Genomic DNA, 16,938 nt, shown 5'->3' with positions numbered 1-16,938 from the left:
TTTCACTGATTTCCTGCCTCCCATGGCTAAGCGCATCATTTACAACGAGAACGCCCGTCGCGCGCTCGAGAAAGGCATCGACATCCTGGCTGAGTCCGTCGCCGTGACGCTCGGCCCTAAGGGTCGCAACGTGGTGCTGGAGAAGAAGTTCGGTGCTCCTCAGATCATCAACGATGGCGTCACCATCGCCAAGGAGATCGAACTCGAAGATCACATCGAGAACACTGGTGTTGCCCTGATCCGTCAGGCCGCTTCCAAGACCAATGACGCCGCAGGCGATGGCACCACTACCGCCACTGTTCTGGCCCATGCCATGGTCAAAGCCGGTCTGCGCAATGTCGCTGCCGGTGCCAATGCCATCACCCTGAAGAAAGGCATTGATAAGGCTTCCGAGTTCCTGGTCGAAAAAATCAAGGAAAACGCCAAGCCGATTGCTGACAGCAATGCCATCGCTCAGGTGGGCACCATTTCTGCTGGCAATGACGAGGAAGTGGGTCGGATGATCGCCGACGCCATGGACAAGGTCGGTAAGGAAGGAGTGATTTCCCTGGAAGAGGGCAAGTCGATGACCACCGAACTGGAGGTCACCGAAGGCATGCGCTTTGACAAGGGCTACATCTCCCCTTACTTCGCCACCGACACCGAGCGGATGGAAGCCGTCCTTGACGAGCCCTACATCCTCCTCACCGACAAGAAAATTGGACTAGTGCAGGATCTGGTCCCGGTGCTCGAGCAGATCGCCCGCACCGGCAAGCCGCTCCTGATCATTGCTGAAGACATCGAGAAGGAAGCCCTGGCGACCCTCGTGGTCAACCGTCTGCGTGGCGTGCTGAACGTGGCGGCCGTGAAAGCCCCCGGTTTCGGCGACCGTCGCAAGGCGATGCTGGAAGACATGGCCGTTCTGACCAATGGTCAGCTGATCACTGAAGACGCCGGTCTGAAGCTGGAGAACGCCAAGATCGAGATGCTGGGCACGGCCCGTCGCATCACGATCAACAAGGACACCACCACCATCGTTGCCGAAGGCAATGATGTGGCTGTGAAAGCGCGCTGTGAGCAGATCCGCAAGCAGATGGACGAGACCGAGTCCACCTACGACAAGGAGAAGCTGCAGGAGCGTCTGGCCAAATTGGCCGGTGGCGTGGCTGTGGTGAAGGTGGGTGCGGCCACCGAAACCGAGATGAAGGACAAAAAGCTTCGCCTCGAGGACGCCATCAACGCCACCAAGGCGGCTGTTGAAGAAGGCATCGTCCCTGGCGGTGGCACCACCCTGGCTCACCTGGCGCCCGCCCTGGAAGAGTGGGCATCTGCCAACCTCAGCGGCGAAGAGTTGATCGGTGCCAACATCGTGGCGGCCGCTCTGACGGCGCCTCTGATGCGCATCGCCGAGAACGCAGGTGTGAACGGCGCTGTGGTGGCTGAGAACGTGAAGGCCAAGGCCTTCAACGATGGCTACAACGCGGCCAACGGTGAGTATGTCGACATGCTCGCCGCCGGCATCGTGGATCCCGCCAAGGTGACACGTTCCGGAATGCAGAACGCGGCATCCATCGCTGGCATGGTGCTGACCACCGAATGCATCGTGGCTGACATGCCCGAGAAGAAGGAAGCAGCTCCAGCCGGCGGCGGCATGGGCGGCGGCGACTTCGACTACTGATCCCAACTCCTATGGCCGCCAAGGTTTTGGCGGTCAGTTCAGCTCCCGTGCAAGCGGGGGCTTTTTTTATGCCTGTGGTGCAATGGAAGGTCCTTTTCCAGGCCTCCCATGTTTTTCCGTCGCTGGCTTCGCGAATTCACGGAATTCTTCTTCCAGAAGGGCAACGCGTTGAATCTGGCCATCGCGGTGGTGGTTGGCAGCCAGTTTCAGCAGATCGTCGATGCGCTCACCAAGGATCTGCTCATGCCCCTGCTTAACCCCTTGATCCGTCGCGGTGGTTGGGAGACCTGGGGAATCCCTTTCGGCGGCGGGGAGCTTCTGATTGGCCATGCCCTGAATGTGCTCTTGAACTCCGTCCTGGTGGGCTGGGCGTTGTTCATGATTGTCAAAGCAATCAATCGCTCTCAGCGCCTGGCTGAAGCAGGTATGGACAAGGTGCGCAACCGGCCTTCCACCGAAGCCGATCTTTGATGCATTCAACGGGGGTTGTAACTGATTCAGCCCCCTCTACGGCTCTGGGTTCGGCGTGTCTGTCGCGCTCAGCCCAGCTCAGCCCAGCTCAGTTCAGCTCAGTTCAGCTCAGCCAGCCGGCGCTCAGGATCACCGCGAGCGATAGGAAGATGGCCAGTGTGGTCCAGGTGAAGCGGTTCAGCGTCGCCTCAGCACTGCTGGCGCTGGTGAACGACGAACTGCCACTTGCGGCAAGGCCTCCCATGCCATCCCCCTTCGGACTGTGAAGGAGCACAAACAGGATCAGCAGCAGGCCGCTGCCGATCCAGACCCAGGAGAGGACGGTTGTAATCATGACCTGATCTTATGGGCAGGTGGTTCAGGCTGGCTGGGGAAGGCGAGCCGTTGCTGGCACAGCGGTCTCGATCGGTTCGATCAGAGTGCTTCCGGTCATCGCGGCAGGTTTGTCGAGATCCAGGAGCTGAAGCAGGGTCGGGGCGATATCCGCAAGGCCGCCATTCTCTCTGAGGCGGATGGCATTGCCCATGCCCGGCACTTTGCGGCGTTCTCCCTCCACGAGGATCAACGGCACGGGGTTGGTGGTGTGCGCCGTCCAGGCCTGGCCATCGTCACCTTGCATCCGCTCGGCGTTGCCGTGATCGGCGGTGATCATCAGCGTTCCTCCCATGCGGCCGACGGCATCCAGGAGCCTGCCGATGCATCGATCCACCGTTTGGATGGCCTCGGTAGCGGCTTCCATCACGCCGGTATGCCCCACCATGTCTGGATTCGCATAGTTGATCACCACCAGCGAATACACGCCTTTCTGAATGGCTTCGATGCAGCTGTCGGTCAATGTGTCCGCAGCCATCGCAGGAGCTTGGTCGTAGGTCGCCACGCGAGGCGAGGGCACAAGATGGCGATCTTCTCCTTCAAGAGGTTGCTCCACCCCGCCGTTCATGAAGTAAGTGACGTGGGGGTACTTTTCGGTTTCGGCTGTTCGGTACTGACGTAGACCTTGTGCTGACACCACTTGTCCCAGCAGGTCATCAAGCGATTCGGGTGGGAAGGCGACCTCAACCGGCAGACTCGCTTCGTATTGGGTGAAGGTCACCACATCGAGTTGGGGCTGTTGGGGCCGCTCAAACCCATCGAAGCTCTCGCGAACCAGACACTGCACGATCTGGCGCGCTCGATCCGGTCTGAAGTTGAACATCAGCAGCGCGTCGCCGTCTTTGAGGTGGCTGTCGGCGAGCCGGATGGGTTCCACGAACTCATCGGTGATGTCGCTCGCGTAGCTCGCCTTAAGGGCCTCAGTGGCCGCGAGCGGACTCACCGGCAAGACGGGGTTGGTCAGCAAGTCATAGGCCTTTTCCGTGCGCTCCCAGCGCTGATCTCGGTCCATGGCCCAGTAGCGGCCGCACATGCTCACGATTTGGCCGACGCCACTCGAGGTGATGGCGTTCTCGATCTGGTTCAGGTAAGTGGGTCCGCTCTGGGTGGGCGTGTCGCGTCCATCGGTGACCACATGGATGGCGACATCGTTCAGTCCCTGTTCAGCGGCCCACTGGAGCAATCCGCAGAGGTGATCCACATGGCTGTGAACGCCGCCGTCGGAGCAGAGTCCGAGCAGATGAAGGGTTCCACCCTTCGTCCGAAGTCGATCGGCCAGGGCCTGAAGGCTGGGGACGGCGCCCAGCTGCTTGTCGCGGACCGTATCGCCGATTCGAACCAATTCCTGGCGAATGATCCGTCCGGCGCCAATGGTGAGGTGGCCGACTTCGGAGTTACCCATCTGGCCATCGGGCAAGCCCACATGGGAACCACTGGCCTGAATCAACGTCTGGGGATATGCATGCCGCAGTGCATCCATCACAGGGGTTTCGGCTGACCGGATCGCGTTGTGTTCGGTGTCAGTGCGTTCGCCCCATCCATCAAGGATTGCCAGCACCACCGGTGCTACAGCCCGTTCTTTGAATGGATTTCGCGTATCACTTTCAGCAACGGTCAAAACGCTCTATCCGTTCTTAAGGTCTTCTCCAGATTCACAAGTTACCTCCGGATCCCTCTCTCAGGGAATGGTTAAGCGCGGAACCGTCAGCTTTTGCGCATTTGCAGGCGGAAAAACGGCATAAAGTCCTGCCTTCCATCGCTTCGGTCATGGTGTTCCCCGGGAATGGTGAGCGAATCGAGATTCTTTCCGCTGATGACGTCAGGAGAACCCTGTCCAGGCTGGCTTCACAGGTGCTCGAATGCGTTGGCGGCGTTGACCAACTTGTGCTGCTGGGGATTCCCACTCGCGGAGTTCAGCTCTCCGCAGTGCTCGCCCGTTGTCTCGAAGAGCAAACCGGTCATCCGGTGGCACAGGGAAGCCTGGATCCCACCTTTCACCGCGACGATCTGGAGCGGGTGGCGATGCGTCCCGTGCAGGCCACCGACCTTCCCGTCAGCGTCGAAGGACGTGACGTTCTGCTGGTTGACGATGTGATTTTCACCGGGCGCACGATTCGTGCCGCCCTTGAGGCGATTCAGGCCTGGGGGCGGCCCCGAAGGGTTTTATTGCTCGTGATGGTCGATCGTGGCCATCGCGAACTGCCGATTCAGCCTGACTTCTGCGGAAGGGCGGTGCCCACACGGCGCACAGAAACGATCGAGCTGCGTTTGCTGGATGTGGATGGGGAGGAAGGCGTCTTCCTCCGCAGCCTTCAGGAGGCGGACTGAAGTTCGTCGTCGCGGAAGTGGGCCTTGTAGCGACCGAAGGCCACGATCACCGGAAGCGTCGGACTGATCGGACGCCCTTTCCATTCCGAGAGCACGTTGACTACGTCGCCTTCGCTTCCTTTCATATCGAAGGCTTCGCCTCGATGCTGAGGGTGGTTGTAGACGATCACTGATGAGGTCACCACGACCTTGTCACCCGGCTGCATGCGCGATTGATCCCAATGGGGCTCATCCTGTCACGGCTGCTTCGCAGATGGCTGCTTCGCAGATGGCTGGTTCGCAGGTGGTTATGGCTGCACGCTCATGGCTGCTTCGCCTTGCAGAGGCTCTCGGGACCTTCTTCCACCAGAACCCCGCCCAGATCTGAGCAACCTGCAACGAATGCACTCCAGGGATCCATGCCACTGGCCAGACGATCTTCGACAGCTCCATTCAGGCGCTCTGCGTCGACGGTATGGGCAGGGAGGGTTCCATGGCTGTGGTGTTCCTGCTGGTCCCGGAGACTCTGAATCGCCTGCTCCACCTCTTGCCGCAGGGGCAGCGCATGGGTCTGCCACCAGGGATGATCAAGCTGATTGAGCACGCTGAGTGCTTCCCACCACTGCTGCCGCTTCACCTTGCTCTTCAGGCGTTCGTGGTCAACGCGATTGCGGTTCCAGGTTTCGCGAAGGCTGTCACTCAGCTGGCTGCCGGGTCGCTGGCCTTTGAGTTCGAGCGGCTGGAGCGTGGCTAGCGCTGCGTCCAAATCGCCGGCACGAAACTGTTCCAAGGCACGATCCTGCAATTGCTTGCGCCAGCGGCTCAAGCGCTCGCGATCCCCTTGGCGTTGTGTTTCCGAGCCAACCTCTGAAATCACCAACTGCGACTGAAGTTGCAGTGCCTTGTCGGCGTCGCCAGCTTCCCAGGCCAGTTCCGCCTGGCGGCGTCGACACACGGCCTGTTCCGTCGGTGCATCCTGCGCGAGCCAGCGCAAGGCTGCCAACTGTTCTCCGTAGCGCAGACAAGCTTCGAAATCACCACTTGAGGCTGCGTCTCGCAGGCGAGCCGGCAGCTGCTGCTCCCACCAGTACGCAACTCCGCACAGACCTGCCACACCACTCAATGTGGCGATTAACCAGAAACGTGGCAGATGGCGTCGAAGCGCCAAGGCTGAATGGCAAACAGTCACCTTTCTATGGATGACTCTGTGAGCGCACACGTTTCTGTGGACGGCCCGCTCACCGCACGGTGCCGAGAACCTGGCGCTCCAATGGCGCCCCAGTGCGCAGATCGTCTCCCTCCAGGATCAGCTCGGCTTTGTCGCTCAGGTGAAAACGCAGCTTCAGGCAGTCTTCACCCGGTTGCCCCGCAGGCACCAGTGGCAGCTCACAGGTGATGCCATCACGGCGGATGACGTCGGTCCAGCTGTCGCTGGTTTCCAGCACTCGCGGCAGACCGTCAACCATCACCACCTCGTGGCGCATTTGGGGTTGTGCTTCGCCCAGCACCAGTTCCACACTGCTCTGGTCGGGGCTGCTGGCGCTCAGAACGAGCTCCAGTGGCTGGCTGGAAGGCCAAGGCTGGCCACGCAGAAACAGGGGGTGCCAGTGATGAGCATGGCTGCGTCGATTCCAGCAGCGCAAGGAAATCCCCTTCTGGAGCAGGTCCTGCATGCGCACCCCGGGCGTGAGGCTTAAGGCCCCCTGGGCCACGGCTGCCATGGGTGGAGGGGTGAGCATCGGTGTGGAGATCAGGGTCTGCTCCAGCCACGCCCTCAGCTGGGGCAGGTGGGCGCCACCGCCCACCAGCACCACCGCATCGAGATCCTCACTGCGGCAGCCCTGGAGTTCGGCATCCTTCAGGGTCTGCTCCAGCAGCCCTTCGAGCGCGGTGAATAATCCCCGATCGCTGAGCAGCTGACTGAAGGTCTGTCGGTTCATGCTCAGCGACGCCGGGCGGTCCAGATCCCTGCTGCTCGCTAGCTCGGTGATCGTTTCACGCTCGGAGAGAGCGCTCTCGCTCAGGCGGCACTTCAGACGTTCCGCTGCATTGAGCAGCGCCATCAGTCCATCGCCCTCCGCAGGCAGTCCAGCCGGTTGTAAGGCGTCGAGAATCCAGCGGTCGAAATCCCGACCGCCGAGATTGATCCCTGCTTTGCCCAGCACTCTCGCCTGACGCAGGGTCTGACGGCTGTCCTTCAGATCTTTTCCGCGGAAGCGCAGAAGCTGAGCTAAGGGAGCTGCCCGGCCTTCTCCTCCCTCGAGAGCCACCAATGACAGGTCGAGGGTGCCCCCTCCCAGATCCACGACCAGCAGCCTGGATCCCGCCGCAAGGCCTGCACCCAGCGCTGCGGCAGTGGGCTCATCCACCAGCGCGACCTCGTCCACATCCATGGGGGCGCAGGCTTGAACAAGCCAGTCGCAGTAGGCAGAGCCCTGATCCACAGGAGCGGTGAGCACAAGGCGCTCGATGGTGAGTTCAGGCGGCATGCGCTTCCAGATCTCCAGAAGCAAGCGCGCACCGGCCTGCTCTGGGCTGAGACGCCGCGTTGTTGTCTCGGCGATTGCGGCCTGACCGATCTGCCGTTTGAAGTCGCGATGTAACTGAGGGGCATCGCGTTCATTCAGACCTCCTTCGAGCACCTGGCGTCCCACCAGCACGGCTCCGTCACCGGAATGTTCGGCCCAGATCAGGGATGGGACCGACCCTGGTTCGCGCGTGATCGCGGGCAGCTCAAGTAGTTCGATTTCCGACTGGTTGGCGCGTTGGAAGGCCACCACCGTGGTGGAGCTGCCCAGATCGATCGCCAGGGTTCCGACGCGCACGGGTGGATCCGAAAGATGAAGGTTTTGTTCGCCAGCAGGGGGCTGAACCACCGCTATGGGCAGGTTGGGGATAGGTCGAGGCTACGGGGGTCAACGATGGATCGGTTAAGACGGCTGGTGTTTTCCTTTTATCGGGAAGATCCTCAGATCGAAGCGGAGCTGGAACCGCTGCGGGATTGCCGCATGTCTCGAAGCTGGGGCACCATTCGCATTGAGTGCGTCGATGCCCAGCATCTCGAGGAAGTGAGTGCTCTGCTCAGTCACCTGCGGCGGCCCCTGGTCGCGATGGGGCTGGGACGGCAAATCATTCTGCGGGTGCCGGGACGGCCTCAACGCTGTTACCCAATGCGCATTCCTTTCCACAGCGATCTCTTCTCCTAAGATTGGGAATTGCTGAGGTTTGGGCATGCTCACGGCAGGAGTCGATCATCAGGATCTCGCCAAGCGCGGAGAAAGTCTGATCCGTCAGTCCAGCAACCGTTACCTGACGACAGTACGGATTGCTTTTCGCGCCAAGCAGCGTCGCTTCGACGACTTCGACGGGCTGTTGGAAGAATCCAGCGTGAAGCCCGTTCAGCGCGCCATCGTCGAACTCAGCGATGAGCAAGATCAGCCTGATCTTCTGCCTGGATGATCCAGCAGGAGGGGCCGGGCTGGAGGTTGGCCCGTGATCCGCAGCGTTCAGGCTTCCCCATTCTGATCGGAGGGGAAGCCTGGGCTCTGGAATTAACCGAGTCGGAAGCCTGCGCGTTGGCTTCCGTCCTTCGACGGCTTGTTGATCAGCACCGGTCTATCCGGGATCAGCTGATGCCTGATGAGGCGATCACCCTTGAACTTGAGTGTTTGCAGTGGTGGGCTTGTCTGGATGGAGACCGTTCGACCTGGTCACTGAGGGTGATTTTGAGTGCTGGGGCCTCGGGTGCCCGTGGCCTGGAGGTGAGTTGGCCGGCGCCCGCCGCTCAGGCGATGGCCGCGGCGATGAGAACCATGTGGGACAGCACTCATGATTAGGGCGGCTAATCAATCGCTCCTGATTGATTTTCCCCGGGGATTCCCCACGGCTCTGGCATGGTTTTCCACAGGCTTGCGGCGTGTTTGGTCCATTTGATGGACTTCTGTGGAAAACCCTCTTTGTGGAGAAGTTGTTGGTTGACGGATGTTCGGCCTGTCTCTTCAGGCTTGCCTGGCGAAAATCTCAGGCTGGAAATGGTTCCAAGGTCTGAAGTCTTGTGTTGAGACGAGCTGAGAACGGGCTTTTTGCGGTGCCTTGACTCCAGCGCCGGGATGTGGAGAACTAGTGCTCACTTGAACGGAACGAATGCAGGGAATTGGGCAGTTCCAGGCCTCACAATCCAAGGCCTCCACACCGGTGCAGACGCACCAGTTCCGCGTGTCCTCCGCAGAGACCAGCCCGCCGGAGGAGTCCGTGGTGAGCTTTCATTCCGAGCTCCCTCAGCCCCTTCAGCAAGCCATGGTGAGCTTTATCGAGCGTTGTCCGAACTGGGACCAGTACCGCCTTGTGCAGGCGGCTCTCGCCGGCTTCCTCATTCAGAACGGGGTGGAATCCCGTGAGATCACCCGCCTTTACGTGGGCAACATGTTCCGGCGAGACTCCCTTACCCAGGGCGTCTGAGTGCGGCAGCTGGCCATCAGCAACAGAGCGCTGATGGGGAGACTGAGAAGCAGGCCGAGACAGGCACCCATTAGGCCCACCAAATTGATCCCCAGCAGCAATCCCAGCAGGGCCAGAACTTTCAGTCGATTGGTCTGCACCAGCCTGCGGCTGTGTTCCATGGCTGCCAGAGGGCGGTGGCCGTGATGCACGAGCAGGGGCAGTGCTAGGGATTGCCCCAAGGTCCAGATGGCAAGGGCCGCGACTCCGGCAGCCAGAATTAGATTGGAGAGAACGCCGCTGTGGTCCGCGACGACAGCACTGGCCACCCTGATCAGATTCAGAGCCCCGATCAGAATCACGCCTTCGAGCACCGCCAGGGCAGCGGTCTGTTTGAACAGCCAGAGCAGCTGCCGGGTTGAAGAAGGGACAGCGCCGACCTCACTCGATGAGCCTTGAGGCAGAAGCCTGTCAGCCAGATGCAGTAGGGCGACCAGAGGCATCAATGCTGCCGGAATGCTGATCACTAACAGCGCATCCCCGAGCGTGGCCAGCCACCAGTGGCTGCTCTGCTGCAGATCGCCGGCAGTCACCCCAAGGCCCGTCAGGATGATCAGCATCAGTGCGGTCAAGCCGACGCATCGCCAGGGGGCCCTACTGAAACCGATCCAGGCCCGCGGGATGATCGTGGTGATGGGAAGTCGTTCGATCGGACGACATCCAGCGTTGTCAATGGAGTTCGCCAAGGCGTTCGAGCAGATCGCGGGCGATCGGTTCATCCACGGGAAGGATGGACAGTCGGTTACCGCGACGCACCACGGTTAGTTGCTCTGGCTCGTATGCCTGGCGCAGTTCTTCGAGACTGAGCATCGTCTGAAAGCGGCCGCGATAAGCGAGGCGCACACAGTCCCAGCGTGGTGCCTCAGGTTTCGAGGCGGCGTCGTGATATTTCGATGAAGGGTCGAACTGGGTCGGATCCACCAGGCCTGTTTCCACCACTTCCATCAGGCCCACAATCCCGGGCGGCTTGCAGTTGGAGTGATAAAAAAATGCTTGGTCACCCACGGCCATCGTGCGCATGAAGTTGCGCGCCTGATAGTTGCGGATGCCATCCCAGAGCGTGGTCTGTTCCTTCTGTAGATGATCGATCCCGTAAACATCGGGCTCGCTTTTCATCAGCCAGTAGGCCACAGGCTCGAGGAAGCTGTGCTCAGCCTAAGCGGCTTGTCTGGCTTCGATCAGCGATCGGAAATGATCTCCGCGCGCTTCGAAATCCGAGTACTGATCGAAGCTGGCACAGGCGGGTGATAGCAGAAGGCTTGCCGCCTTCTGCTCCCTGGCTAATGACAAACCATGGTCAAGGGACGCCTCCAGCCCCTCGAACATCGCCACAGACCCTGAAAACGGTGTGCTTGCAATCAGGGTGCGCAGTTCTTCGGCACCCGCTCCAAACAAGATCACAGCACTGCAACGCTGATTCACCAGCTGCAGCCAATCCTGAGCGTCGCCTTGCTTGGTCTGTCCGCCGGCCAGAAGCACGACGGGCGCTGTCACGGAGCGCAGGCCGACGGCTGCGGCGTCGTAATTGGTGGCTTTGCTGTCGTTGAAGACAGCCACGTCGTGCAGGCATCCGAGCGGTTCGAGCCGATGGGGCACTCCGGGGAAGCTGCGCAGGCCCGATTCGATGCTGGCCGGCGACAGTCCGGCCTCCAGTGCAGCCGCGGTGACCAGAAGCATGTTCTGACGGTTGTGCGCTCCTTGCATCGGCAGAGCGTCGGCGCTGAAGAGTCGCTCCTTGCCGCGACACACCCAGTGATCTGCGCTGATGCTCAGGTCGGTGTCTGTGCTTTCGGCCTGGGTGCTGACCCAACGCACCTGTGGATGACGCCACTGGTCTCGGCTGCGGCTGATGTCGGGATCATCGCCATTAAGCAGTGCCAGCTCAGAGCGCTCCAGCAGCCCGCGCTTGATCGAGCGGTAGATCTCCAGCGTTCCATGACGTTCCAGATGGTCAGGGGTCAGCGTGGTCCAGATCCCGATCCGGGGTGCCACCTCGGCGGCGGCTTCGATCTGATAGCTGCTCATCTCCATCACCACCCAATCGGGTGGAGGTGTTGAGCCATCCCTGCAGGACAGGGCGAGTTCCGCGGCCGAGAAGCCCACATTGCCTGCCATCGGTGCTTCCAGGCCTGCCTGGGTGAGCACATGGTGCAGCAGGTGCGTGACGGTGGTCTTGCCGTTGGTTCCGGTGATGCCGATCCAGGGGCGATGACCGAGCGCCTGCCAGGCGATGGCCATCTCTCCTCGGATGGTCACACCGCGTTCACGCAGCGCTGCGAGGGTTGGATGGGTCCAGGCAATCCCTGGACTGATCACGACCTGGTCGATTGCACCGAGCCAGGGCTCGAAACTGGCGAGTTCCAGCGCCTGCCCGAGTTTGACCTCAATGCCTTGCTCTTCCAGGGCAGTGGCTTTGCGCTGGGCCGCCGCGTCATTGGCACGCTCCAGCACGATCACTTCAGCGCCATGGGCCTTGAGCAGCCGTGCGGCACCGACTCCCGAGCGTCCGAGCCCGACGACGATGGTGCAGCTCATGGCCTGACTCCTGTCCCCACAAGGGAAATGGGCGATACTGGAATCGAACCAGTGACTCCTACCGTGTCAAGGTAGTGCTCTACCTCTGAGCTAATCGCCCGAAAGTTCACTCTTCGAGTGAATCCATGGCTCGGCTGAGCATTCCCTCAACCGGATGCGACTGAAGCTAGCAGCTCACCGGCGCAGCATCTCCACCCTCCAGCGATCACGTTTGGTCAGCTGAAGACTCAAGACCTCCACGCTGCCTCGGTCCTGCAGTTGCAGGCAATCACCCACTTTCAGATCACGGCTGGCCTGGCGTACGGGTTGCCAGTTCAGCCGAAGCCGCCCTTCGCGAATCTGCCGAGTGACCTTGGCCCGTGACAGGCCGAATCCAGCTGATGCGATGGCATCCAGCCGGCAGGAGGCCTCCACGCTGTGGAACGTTTTCGGGGATCTCTGCGCTGGCCACTGCAGCTCTTCCAATGTCACCGCTTCCACCAGGAGGGGAACGTCTCGGACCTGTCCGGTTCGACCGTTGAGCAGTGTTGACGCCTCCGGGGTGCAAACCGCTTGGGCCCCACGGTCGCCCCGCAGCCAGAGATCGCCGATGGACTCGGCTGTCGCTCCCAGTTCGATCAGGGCCTGACGCATGTCTTCAGGCTCGGCGCGGTCGAATAGAAAGTTGCCCTCCAGGCGCAGGCCGGCCATGGGGGCTGGCGTCGGAGTGGTCTCCTGATCGCTGCGGCTCAATTGCAAACGGCAACGTTCCGCGTCGGCACGACCTCCGTCCTGCACCAGTCGCAGTTCGCTGAGGTCCTCTAGGCGTCTTGCTTCCTCTAGCTCAGGTCCGCTGAGAAAGGGGCTCCAGCTCGGCTGCCAGGTGCGTAGGGTCTCCTCGGCTTGGTCGATCAGTTGCGCCATCCGTTCGGGATGTGAGGCGCCATTGAGCAGCTGATCGCGGGGGAGGCTCACAGTTCGCTCAAGCGCACCACTTGCTGGGGACGTGTCTTCTGGACTAATTGCCAGGGCACCTCACGTCCGGCGGGTGTTTCCAGCAACAGCAACCAGAGTTGTTCCTTGTGACGGTTGCGCAGGATGCGTACACCGTCTTCGTTTTCCGAAGGAACGCTGGCGGCGGCGGCGTAACTGCCCATCAGGCCCGACCCCATGCCCAGCAGTCCGCCGATCAGGGCTTCGCCGACCGGGCCGAATTGGGAGAAGGTATCGAGGGTGGTGATCTGCGTGAAGGTGAGACCGGCCATGAACCCGAACGGCAGCAGCCAGCGCGACATCGACTTCTGGCGGCGGTTCCGGGCGATGCTGGGGTTGAGCAGTTCAACCTGCTCCATAGGTTCAGGCGTGAGCACTCCCTGGCCTGGATCCACTTGATCGGGGGCCACCAGGGCCACACGGGTCAAGGGGACGCCAGCGTCCTGCAGCGATCCATACAGGGTCTCGGCGGAGGCGCGTTGCTTGAGCACCAGGACGCAGGCAGGCATGAGCGGATCGGTGCGGGCCGCCATTCTCCATGGTGAACCCGATCTGTGGTGGGTTCTTGAGGGCTCGATGCTGCTTTCCGTCGCTGGCGGCTCGGTGGCGGGAGCTGTTCAGGCCGATCTCTAGAGTGAATGACGGCTTTTTCCCCGCCGCTGGATGACCAAAGTTCTCGTTTCAGACCCCATCGATCAGGCGGGCCTAGACATCCTGGGGCAGGTAGCCCAGGTGGACCAACGCACCGGCCTCTCCGCTGATGAACTCAAGGCGATCATTGGCGAGTACGACGCCCTGATGATCCGTTCCGGAACGCAGGTCACCGCTGATGTGATCGAGGCGGCTGATCGTCTGCGCATCATTGGGCGAGCCGGCGTGGGTGTCGACAACGTGGACGTGCCGGCGGCCACGCAGCGCGGTGTGCTGGTGGTGAATTCTCCCGAAGGCAACACCATTGCCGCCGCCGAACATGCTCTGACGCTGTTGCTCTCACTCTCCCGCCATGTGCCCCAGGCCCATGGGTCGATGCGTGCCGGCGCTTGGGATCGCAAGAAATACGTCGGCAACGAGCTCTACAAGAAGGTTCTCGGTGTGGTCGGTCTGGGCAAGATCGGTTCCCATGTGGCCAAGGTCGCCAAGGCGATGGGCATGGATGTGATCGCCTTCGACCCTTTCGTGTCCGCCGAGCGTGCGCAGCAGATGCAAGTGCGTCTGACGACCCTGGAGGATCTGTTCCGGCAGGCGGACTACATCACCCTGCACATCCCGCGCACTCCCGACACCGAAAACCTGGTGAACGCCGAGTTGCTGCGCACGATGAAGCCCACGGCGCGCATCGTGAACTGTGCTCGCGGCGGCATCGTGGATGAGGCCGCCATTGCGGAAGCGATTGAGACCGGTGTGATCGCTGGTGCTGGGCTCGATGTGTTTGCCTCGGAGCCACTCGCTCAGGATTCTCCGCTGCGCGCCGTGGAGCGCGGCCTGGTGCTGACGCCCCACTTGGGGGCTTCCACCGAAGAGGCGCAGGAAAATGTGGCCGTTGACGTGGCCGAGCAGATCCGAGACGTGTTGCTTGGGTTGCCGGCACGCAGTGCCGTCAATATTCCTGGGCTGAGCGCCGAGATCATGGAGCGGCTGAAGCCGCATCTCCAGCTGGCGGAAACCCTTGGATTGCTGGTGAGCCAGTTCAGTGGTGGGCAGCTTCAGGAACTGGAGGTGCGCCTCCAGGGTGAATTCGCCAACCATCCCTCCCAGCCTCTGGTGGTGGCGGCCTTGAAGGGACTGCTCACCAGTGCCCTTGGTGACCGCATCAATTACGTCAATGCCTCCCTTGAGGCCAAGGGGCGTGGCATCAAGGTTGTGGAAGTGAAGGATGACGCCAGTCGTGATTTTGCGGGCGGTTCCCTGCAGCTCACCACCCGTGGCTCTCAGGGGGGACACAGCGTCACTGGTGCAGTGTTTGCGGACGGGGAATTGCGTGTCACCACGATTGATGAGTTTCCGGTGAACGTGCCGCCGAGCCGCCACATGCTGTTCACCCGTCACCGGGACATGCCCGGGATCATCGGCCACCTTGGCTCTCTGCTCGGTGAACACAATGTGAATATCGCGTCGATGCAGGTGGGTCGCCGCATCGTCCGGGGTGATGCCGTGATGGTCCTGAGCATTGATGATCCGATCCCGCCGGCTCTGCTGGCCACAATCAACAGCATCAATGGCATCCAGGAAGCTCACCCCGTGACGCTGTGATGTGGTGGCGACTGTCCCTTCCGGTTCAGCCCGAGCTTGAGGAATCGCTTCTCTGGAAGCTCAACGCGCTTGGTCTGCATCGGGTTGCAGTGCAACACGCACCGGAGACACCCGATCAGCGGACCTTGCTGGCATGGTTGCCAGCCCATGAGTGGCCGGAAGATCAGCGCCATCAACTCCTCGCCAGTCTTGCGCCCCTCGCAGACACCTTTGGCCTGGCTCTCGCGGCGCCCCAGTGGGATGAGCTGGCTGATGAGGACTGGAGCCGGAGCTGGAAGCAGCACTGGCAGCCGGATCCCGTCGGCCGCGGCATGCTCATCCTGCCGGCCTGGTTGGAGGTGCCCGAGGAACATGCCGGCCGCCTTGTTTTGAAGATGGACCCCGGTAGTGCCTTCGGAACGGGCAGTCATCCCACCACCCGGCTCTGCCTGGAAGCGCTTGAAGCGACGCCTCCAAAAGGTTTGCGTGTGGCTGATCTGGGCTGCGGTAGCGGTGTGCTGGGACTGGCCGCCCTGGGGCTGGGTGCCCGTGAAGTGCTGGCTGCCGATACGGACTCCCTTGCGGTGCGTGCGACGACCGATAACGCTGCGATCAATGCTCTGGCGCCTGACACCCTGAGAGTGCGTCAGGGATCGGTGGAGGTGCTTCAGGAGCTTCTGTCTGGGGAGCCGGCAGATCTGTTGCTCTGCAACATCCTTGCTCCGGTGATCGAGGCGCTGGCACCCCAGTTTCAAGGGGTCTTGCGTGCCGGTGGACGAGGGCTGCTCAGTGGTCTGCTGGTGGAACAGGCTCCCCGGCTCACTGAAGTGCTACAGGGCCTTGGCTGGTCGGTGCAGCCGCTGGCTGAGCAGGGTCGCTGGGGTCTGCTGGAGATTCAACGTCAGGCTTGATAAGCGGGCCTTATGGGTGTTTCCGCTTTGATTGGCCTTGCCTGCAAACGGGCCATCAAGTGACTGTCTGGACGCTTGGAGGATGTAGATATATGCCGTCCTGCAGGTTCGTTTGATACGAGCCTCTGCAAATTCTCCCCACTCATGGCTTCTTACAAGGTCACCCTGGTCGCCGAAAGCGAAGGTCTCAACAAGACCATCGAAGTGCCCGACGATCAGTACATCCTCGATGCCGCTGAAGAGCAGGGCATTGACCTCCCCTATTCCTGCCGTGCCGGTGCCTGCTCCACCTGTGCAGGCAAGATCACCGCTGGCACCGTCGATCAGTCCGATCAGAGCTTCCTGGACGACGACCAGATCGAAGCTGGTTTCGTGCTGACCTGCGTGGCCTACCCCACTTCTGATTGCACCATCAAGACCCACGCTGAAGAAGAGCTCTATTGAGCCATCAGCTCCGCTCCAAGCGATTCATCGTCGGAGACTCCAGCCACCCCTCCACAGGGGTGGCTTTTTGCTGTCAGGGTGGTGCGGCACCGATCCTTCGCTGATGACGGCTGTTTCTGCTGCATCCTTGGGCACTGAGATGGTCAGCCTTCTGGATCACGGCACGGTTCACACCAGTCCTGGAGGTCAATACAGCTTTCGGGTGATCGGCCCATGCTGCCGCTTGTTTGATCGGGAGGAGCTGCCCTGGCCCTGTTGTCGTCTCGCCTGGCGCAGCAAGGAGCCCAGCTGGCGCCGCGTCGGTCGCCGTTTCGTGCCGGATCTGGCGTCGCGTCGCTGTCCGTCCTACGCCGTGGAGCTGCTCCAGCCCGGATCCCGGCCCACGCAGACGGTGTTGACGCTCTTTCCGCAGCGCTTCACTCCAGAGATGCAGGAGTGGTGGTACAGCCGCCGCCCCAGCTCCATGGAGGCCAGCAATCTCTCTCCATAGCGAGGGGTGTGTCGCGGGAACCCACTAAAAAAGCCTGCCCATACGGGCAGGCT

The 16,938-nt window shown here is 61.4% G+C and carries 22 protein-coding genes and 1 tRNA gene; 12 read left to right on the top strand and 11 right to left on the bottom strand.

Annotated elements, in window-relative coordinates; all coding sequences use genetic code 11:
• The first annotated feature begins 22 nt into the window (after positions 1-22).
• Positions 23-1,657, top strand: a complete 1,635-nt coding sequence (groL, locus tag SynNOUM97013_RS10655) for a chaperonin GroEL (RefSeq protein WP_186479765.1) — start codon at positions 23-25, stop codon at positions 1,655-1,657.
• Between the two features lie 108 nt (positions 1,658-1,765).
• Positions 1,766-2,128: an MscL family protein gene (locus SynNOUM97013_RS10650; RefSeq protein ID WP_186479763.1), complete on the top strand. Its 363-nt coding sequence runs from the start codon at positions 1,766-1,768 to the stop codon at positions 2,126-2,128.
• A 103-nt stretch (positions 2,129-2,231) separates the two neighbouring features.
• On the opposite strand, the gene secG is transcribed toward SynNOUM97013_RS10650, so the two are convergent.
• Both secG and gpmI read right to left on the bottom strand, forming a co-directional pair.
• Positions 2,232-2,462 (bottom strand): preprotein translocase subunit SecG, encoded by a 231-nt coding sequence (gene secG / locus SynNOUM97013_RS10645; protein ID WP_186479762.1) that lies wholly within the window; start codon positions 2,460-2,462, stop codon positions 2,232-2,234.
• Positions 2,463-2,486: 24 nt separating this feature from the next.
• The gene (gene gpmI, locus SynNOUM97013_RS10640; protein ID WP_186479760.1) at positions 2,487-4,118 is read right to left on the bottom strand and encodes a 2,3-bisphosphoglycerate-independent phosphoglycerate mutase; all 1,632 of its coding nucleotides are present in this window, start codon (positions 4,116-4,118) and stop codon (positions 2,487-2,489) included.
• Positions 4,119-4,267: 149 nt separating this feature from the next.
• On the opposite strand from gpmI, the gene pyrR reads away from it, so the two are divergent.
• Positions 4,268-4,828: a bifunctional pyr operon transcriptional regulator/uracil phosphoribosyltransferase PyrR gene (gene pyrR, locus SynNOUM97013_RS10635; protein ID WP_186479758.1), complete on the top strand. Its 561-nt coding sequence runs from the start codon at positions 4,268-4,270 to the stop codon at positions 4,826-4,828.
• Here pyrR and SynNOUM97013_RS10630 read toward each other — a convergent pair.
• The 3 genes from SynNOUM97013_RS10630 to SynNOUM97013_RS10620 all read right to left on the bottom strand — a co-directional run bounded on the left by SynNOUM97013_RS10630 (position 4,813) and on the right by SynNOUM97013_RS10620 (position 7,689).
• Complete coding sequence (locus SynNOUM97013_RS10630) at positions 4,813-5,034, bottom strand: ferredoxin-thioredoxin reductase variable chain (protein ID WP_186470335.1); 222 nt, start codon at positions 5,032-5,034, stop codon at positions 4,813-4,815. The two genes, pyrR and SynNOUM97013_RS10630, sit on opposite strands and share 16 nt — an antisense overlap.
• Positions 5,035-5,129: 95 nt before the next feature.
• On the bottom strand, positions 5,130-5,975 hold the full coding sequence (locus SynNOUM97013_RS10625; protein ID WP_186479756.1) for a hypothetical protein: 846 nt from the start codon (positions 5,973-5,975) through the stop codon (positions 5,130-5,132).
• A gap of 70 nt (positions 5,976-6,045) precedes the next feature.
• A complete protein-coding gene (locus SynNOUM97013_RS10620) occupies positions 6,046-7,689 on the bottom strand; it encodes an Hsp70 family protein (protein WP_186481586.1) in 1,644 nt (547 codons plus the stop codon).
• A 39-nt stretch (positions 7,690-7,728) separates the two neighbouring features.
• On the opposite strand from SynNOUM97013_RS10620, the gene SynNOUM97013_RS10615 reads away from it, so the two are divergent.
• The 4 genes from SynNOUM97013_RS10615 (at position 7,729) to SynNOUM97013_RS10600 (ending at position 9,265) form a co-directional block, all read left to right on the top strand.
• A complete protein-coding gene (locus tag SynNOUM97013_RS10615; protein WP_186479750.1) occupies positions 7,729-8,013 on the top strand; it encodes a hypothetical protein in 285 nt (94 codons plus the stop codon).
• Positions 8,014-8,038: 25 nt separating this feature from the next.
• Positions 8,039-8,266, top strand: coding sequence for a DNA-directed RNA polymerase subunit omega (locus SynNOUM97013_RS10610; RefSeq protein WP_006043334.1), 228 nt, complete (start codon positions 8,039-8,041; stop codon positions 8,264-8,266).
• A complete protein-coding gene (locus tag SynNOUM97013_RS10605) occupies positions 8,263-8,643 on the top strand; it encodes a DUF1818 family protein (RefSeq protein WP_186479748.1) in 381 nt (126 codons plus the stop codon). Before SynNOUM97013_RS10610 ends, SynNOUM97013_RS10605 begins: the two co-directional genes overlap by 4 nt.
• 307 nt (positions 8,644-8,950) lie before the next feature.
• Positions 8,951-9,265, top strand: coding sequence for a DUF2811 domain-containing protein (locus tag SynNOUM97013_RS10600; protein WP_186479746.1), 315 nt, complete (start codon positions 8,951-8,953; stop codon positions 9,263-9,265).
• Here the strand turns inward: SynNOUM97013_RS10600 and SynNOUM97013_RS10595 are convergent.
• From SynNOUM97013_RS10595 to SynNOUM97013_RS10570, 6 genes are all read right to left on the bottom strand, one after another.
• Entirely contained in the window at positions 9,217-9,990 is a 774-nt protein-coding gene (locus tag SynNOUM97013_RS10595) for a hypothetical protein (RefSeq protein WP_186479744.1), read from the bottom strand. The genes SynNOUM97013_RS10600 and SynNOUM97013_RS10595 overlap by 49 nt on opposite strands.
• Positions 9,974-10,420 carry an EVE domain-containing protein gene (locus SynNOUM97013_RS10590; protein WP_186481585.1) on the bottom strand — a complete coding sequence of 149 codons (447 nt, stop codon included), beginning with the start codon at positions 10,418-10,420 and terminating at the stop codon, positions 9,974-9,976. Before SynNOUM97013_RS10590 ends, SynNOUM97013_RS10595 begins: the two co-directional genes overlap by 17 nt.
• Before the next feature lie 39 nt (positions 10,421-10,459).
• Positions 10,460-11,839 (bottom strand): UDP-N-acetylmuramoyl-L-alanine--D-glutamate ligase, encoded by a 1,380-nt coding sequence (gene murD, locus SynNOUM97013_RS10585; RefSeq protein WP_186479742.1) that lies wholly within the window; start codon positions 11,837-11,839, stop codon positions 10,460-10,462.
• Between the two features lie 28 nt (positions 11,840-11,867).
• A tRNA-Val gene (locus SynNOUM97013_RS10580) sits at positions 11,868-11,939 on the bottom strand.
• A 74-nt stretch (positions 11,940-12,013) separates the two neighbouring features.
• Entirely contained in the window at positions 12,014-12,793 is a 780-nt protein-coding gene (locus SynNOUM97013_RS10575) for a photosystem II S4 domain protein (protein WP_186479740.1), read from the bottom strand.
• Positions 12,790-13,320, bottom strand: a complete 531-nt coding sequence (locus tag SynNOUM97013_RS10570) for a hypothetical protein (RefSeq protein ID WP_186479739.1) — start codon at positions 13,318-13,320, stop codon at positions 12,790-12,792. Before SynNOUM97013_RS10570 ends, SynNOUM97013_RS10575 begins: the two co-directional genes overlap by 4 nt.
• Between SynNOUM97013_RS10570 and SynNOUM97013_RS13795 the strand changes: the two genes are divergently transcribed.
• The 5 genes from SynNOUM97013_RS13795 to SynNOUM97013_RS10550 all read left to right on the top strand — a co-directional run bounded on the left by SynNOUM97013_RS13795 (position 13,319) and on the right by SynNOUM97013_RS10550 (position 16,885).
• Complete coding sequence (locus SynNOUM97013_RS13795; RefSeq protein ID WP_255442745.1) at positions 13,319-13,444, top strand: hypothetical protein; 126 nt, start codon at positions 13,319-13,321, stop codon at positions 13,442-13,444. The two genes, SynNOUM97013_RS10570 and SynNOUM97013_RS13795, sit on opposite strands and share 2 nt — an antisense overlap.
• A gap of 30 nt (positions 13,445-13,474) precedes the next feature.
• Positions 13,475-15,061, top strand: coding sequence for a phosphoglycerate dehydrogenase (gene serA / locus SynNOUM97013_RS10565; RefSeq protein WP_186479738.1), 1,587 nt, complete (start codon positions 13,475-13,477; stop codon positions 15,059-15,061).
• Positions 15,061-15,951: a 50S ribosomal protein L11 methyltransferase gene (gene prmA, locus SynNOUM97013_RS10560; protein ID WP_186479737.1), complete on the top strand. Its 891-nt coding sequence runs from the start codon at positions 15,061-15,063 to the stop codon at positions 15,949-15,951. The genes serA and prmA overlap by 1 nt, the downstream gene beginning before the upstream one ends.
• A 144-nt stretch (positions 15,952-16,095) precedes the next feature.
• Positions 16,096-16,395: a ferredoxin gene (locus SynNOUM97013_RS10555; RefSeq protein WP_186479736.1), complete on the top strand. Its 300-nt coding sequence runs from the start codon at positions 16,096-16,098 to the stop codon at positions 16,393-16,395.
• Between the two features lie 103 nt (positions 16,396-16,498).
• On the top strand, positions 16,499-16,885 hold the full coding sequence (locus tag SynNOUM97013_RS10550; protein WP_255442744.1) for a hypothetical protein: 387 nt from the start codon (positions 16,499-16,501) through the stop codon (positions 16,883-16,885).
• Positions 16,886-16,938 lie beyond the last annotated feature (53 nt).

It is taken from the genome of Synechococcus sp. NOUM97013 (assembly GCF_014279815.1).
Taxonomy (GTDB): Bacteria; Cyanobacteriota; Cyanobacteriia; order PCC-6307; family Cyanobiaceae; genus Synechococcus_C.
Note: the sequence above shows the minus strand (reverse complement) of the source record. Positions and strands in the feature narration are given on the sequence as shown.

What these genes read in the sequence shown, in the direction of transcription:
- SynNOUM97013_RS10650 (WP_186479763.1), top strand. Translation starts at nt 1,766, where the DNA reads ATGTTTTTCCGTCGCTGGCTTCGCGAATTCACGGAATTCTTCTTCCAG.
- SynNOUM97013_RS10570 (WP_186479739.1), bottom strand. Translation starts at nt 13,320, where the DNA reads ATGCCTGCCTGCGTCCTGGTGCTCAAGCAACGCGCCTCCGCCGAGACC.
- SynNOUM97013_RS10550 (WP_255442744.1), top strand. Translation starts at nt 16,499, where the DNA reads ATGACGGCTGTTTCTGCTGCATCCTTGGGCACTGAGATGGTCAGCCTT.
- SynNOUM97013_RS10615 (WP_186479750.1), top strand. Translation starts at nt 7,729, where the DNA reads ATGGATCGGTTAAGACGGCTGGTGTTTTCCTTTTATCGGGAAGATCCT.
- SynNOUM97013_RS10600 (WP_186479746.1), top strand. Translation starts at nt 8,951, where the DNA reads ATGCAGGGAATTGGGCAGTTCCAGGCCTCACAATCCAAGGCCTCCACA.
- serA (WP_186479738.1), top strand. Translation starts at nt 13,475, where the DNA reads ATGACCAAAGTTCTCGTTTCAGACCCCATCGATCAGGCGGGCCTAGAC.
- SynNOUM97013_RS10605 (WP_186479748.1), top strand. Translation starts at nt 8,263, where the DNA reads ATGATCCAGCAGGAGGGGCCGGGCTGGAGGTTGGCCCGTGATCCGCAG.
- SynNOUM97013_RS10555 (WP_186479736.1), top strand. Translation starts at nt 16,096, where the DNA reads ATGGCTTCTTACAAGGTCACCCTGGTCGCCGAAAGCGAAGGTCTCAAC.
- groL (WP_186479765.1), top strand. Translation starts at nt 23, where the DNA reads ATGGCTAAGCGCATCATTTACAACGAGAACGCCCGTCGCGCGCTCGAG.
- SynNOUM97013_RS13795 (WP_255442745.1), top strand. Translation starts at nt 13,319, where the DNA reads ATGAGCGGATCGGTGCGGGCCGCCATTCTCCATGGTGAACCCGATCTG.
- murD (WP_186479742.1), bottom strand. Translation starts at nt 11,839, where the DNA reads ATGAGCTGCACCATCGTCGTCGGGCTCGGACGCTCGGGAGTCGGTGCC.
- SynNOUM97013_RS10590 (WP_186481585.1), bottom strand. Translation starts at nt 10,420, where the DNA reads ATGAAAAGCGAGCCCGATGTTTACGGGATCGATCATCTACAGAAGGAA.
- pyrR (WP_186479758.1), top strand. Translation starts at nt 4,268, where the DNA reads ATGGTGTTCCCCGGGAATGGTGAGCGAATCGAGATTCTTTCCGCTGAT.
- SynNOUM97013_RS10630 (WP_186470335.1), bottom strand. Translation starts at nt 5,034, where the DNA reads ATGCAGCCGGGTGACAAGGTCGTGGTGACCTCATCAGTGATCGTCTAC.
- SynNOUM97013_RS10610 (WP_006043334.1), top strand. Translation starts at nt 8,039, where the DNA reads ATGCTCACGGCAGGAGTCGATCATCAGGATCTCGCCAAGCGCGGAGAA.
- prmA (WP_186479737.1), top strand. Translation starts at nt 15,061, where the DNA reads ATGTGGTGGCGACTGTCCCTTCCGGTTCAGCCCGAGCTTGAGGAATCG.
- secG (WP_186479762.1), bottom strand. Translation starts at nt 2,462, where the DNA reads ATGATTACAACCGTCCTCTCCTGGGTCTGGATCGGCAGCGGCCTGCTG.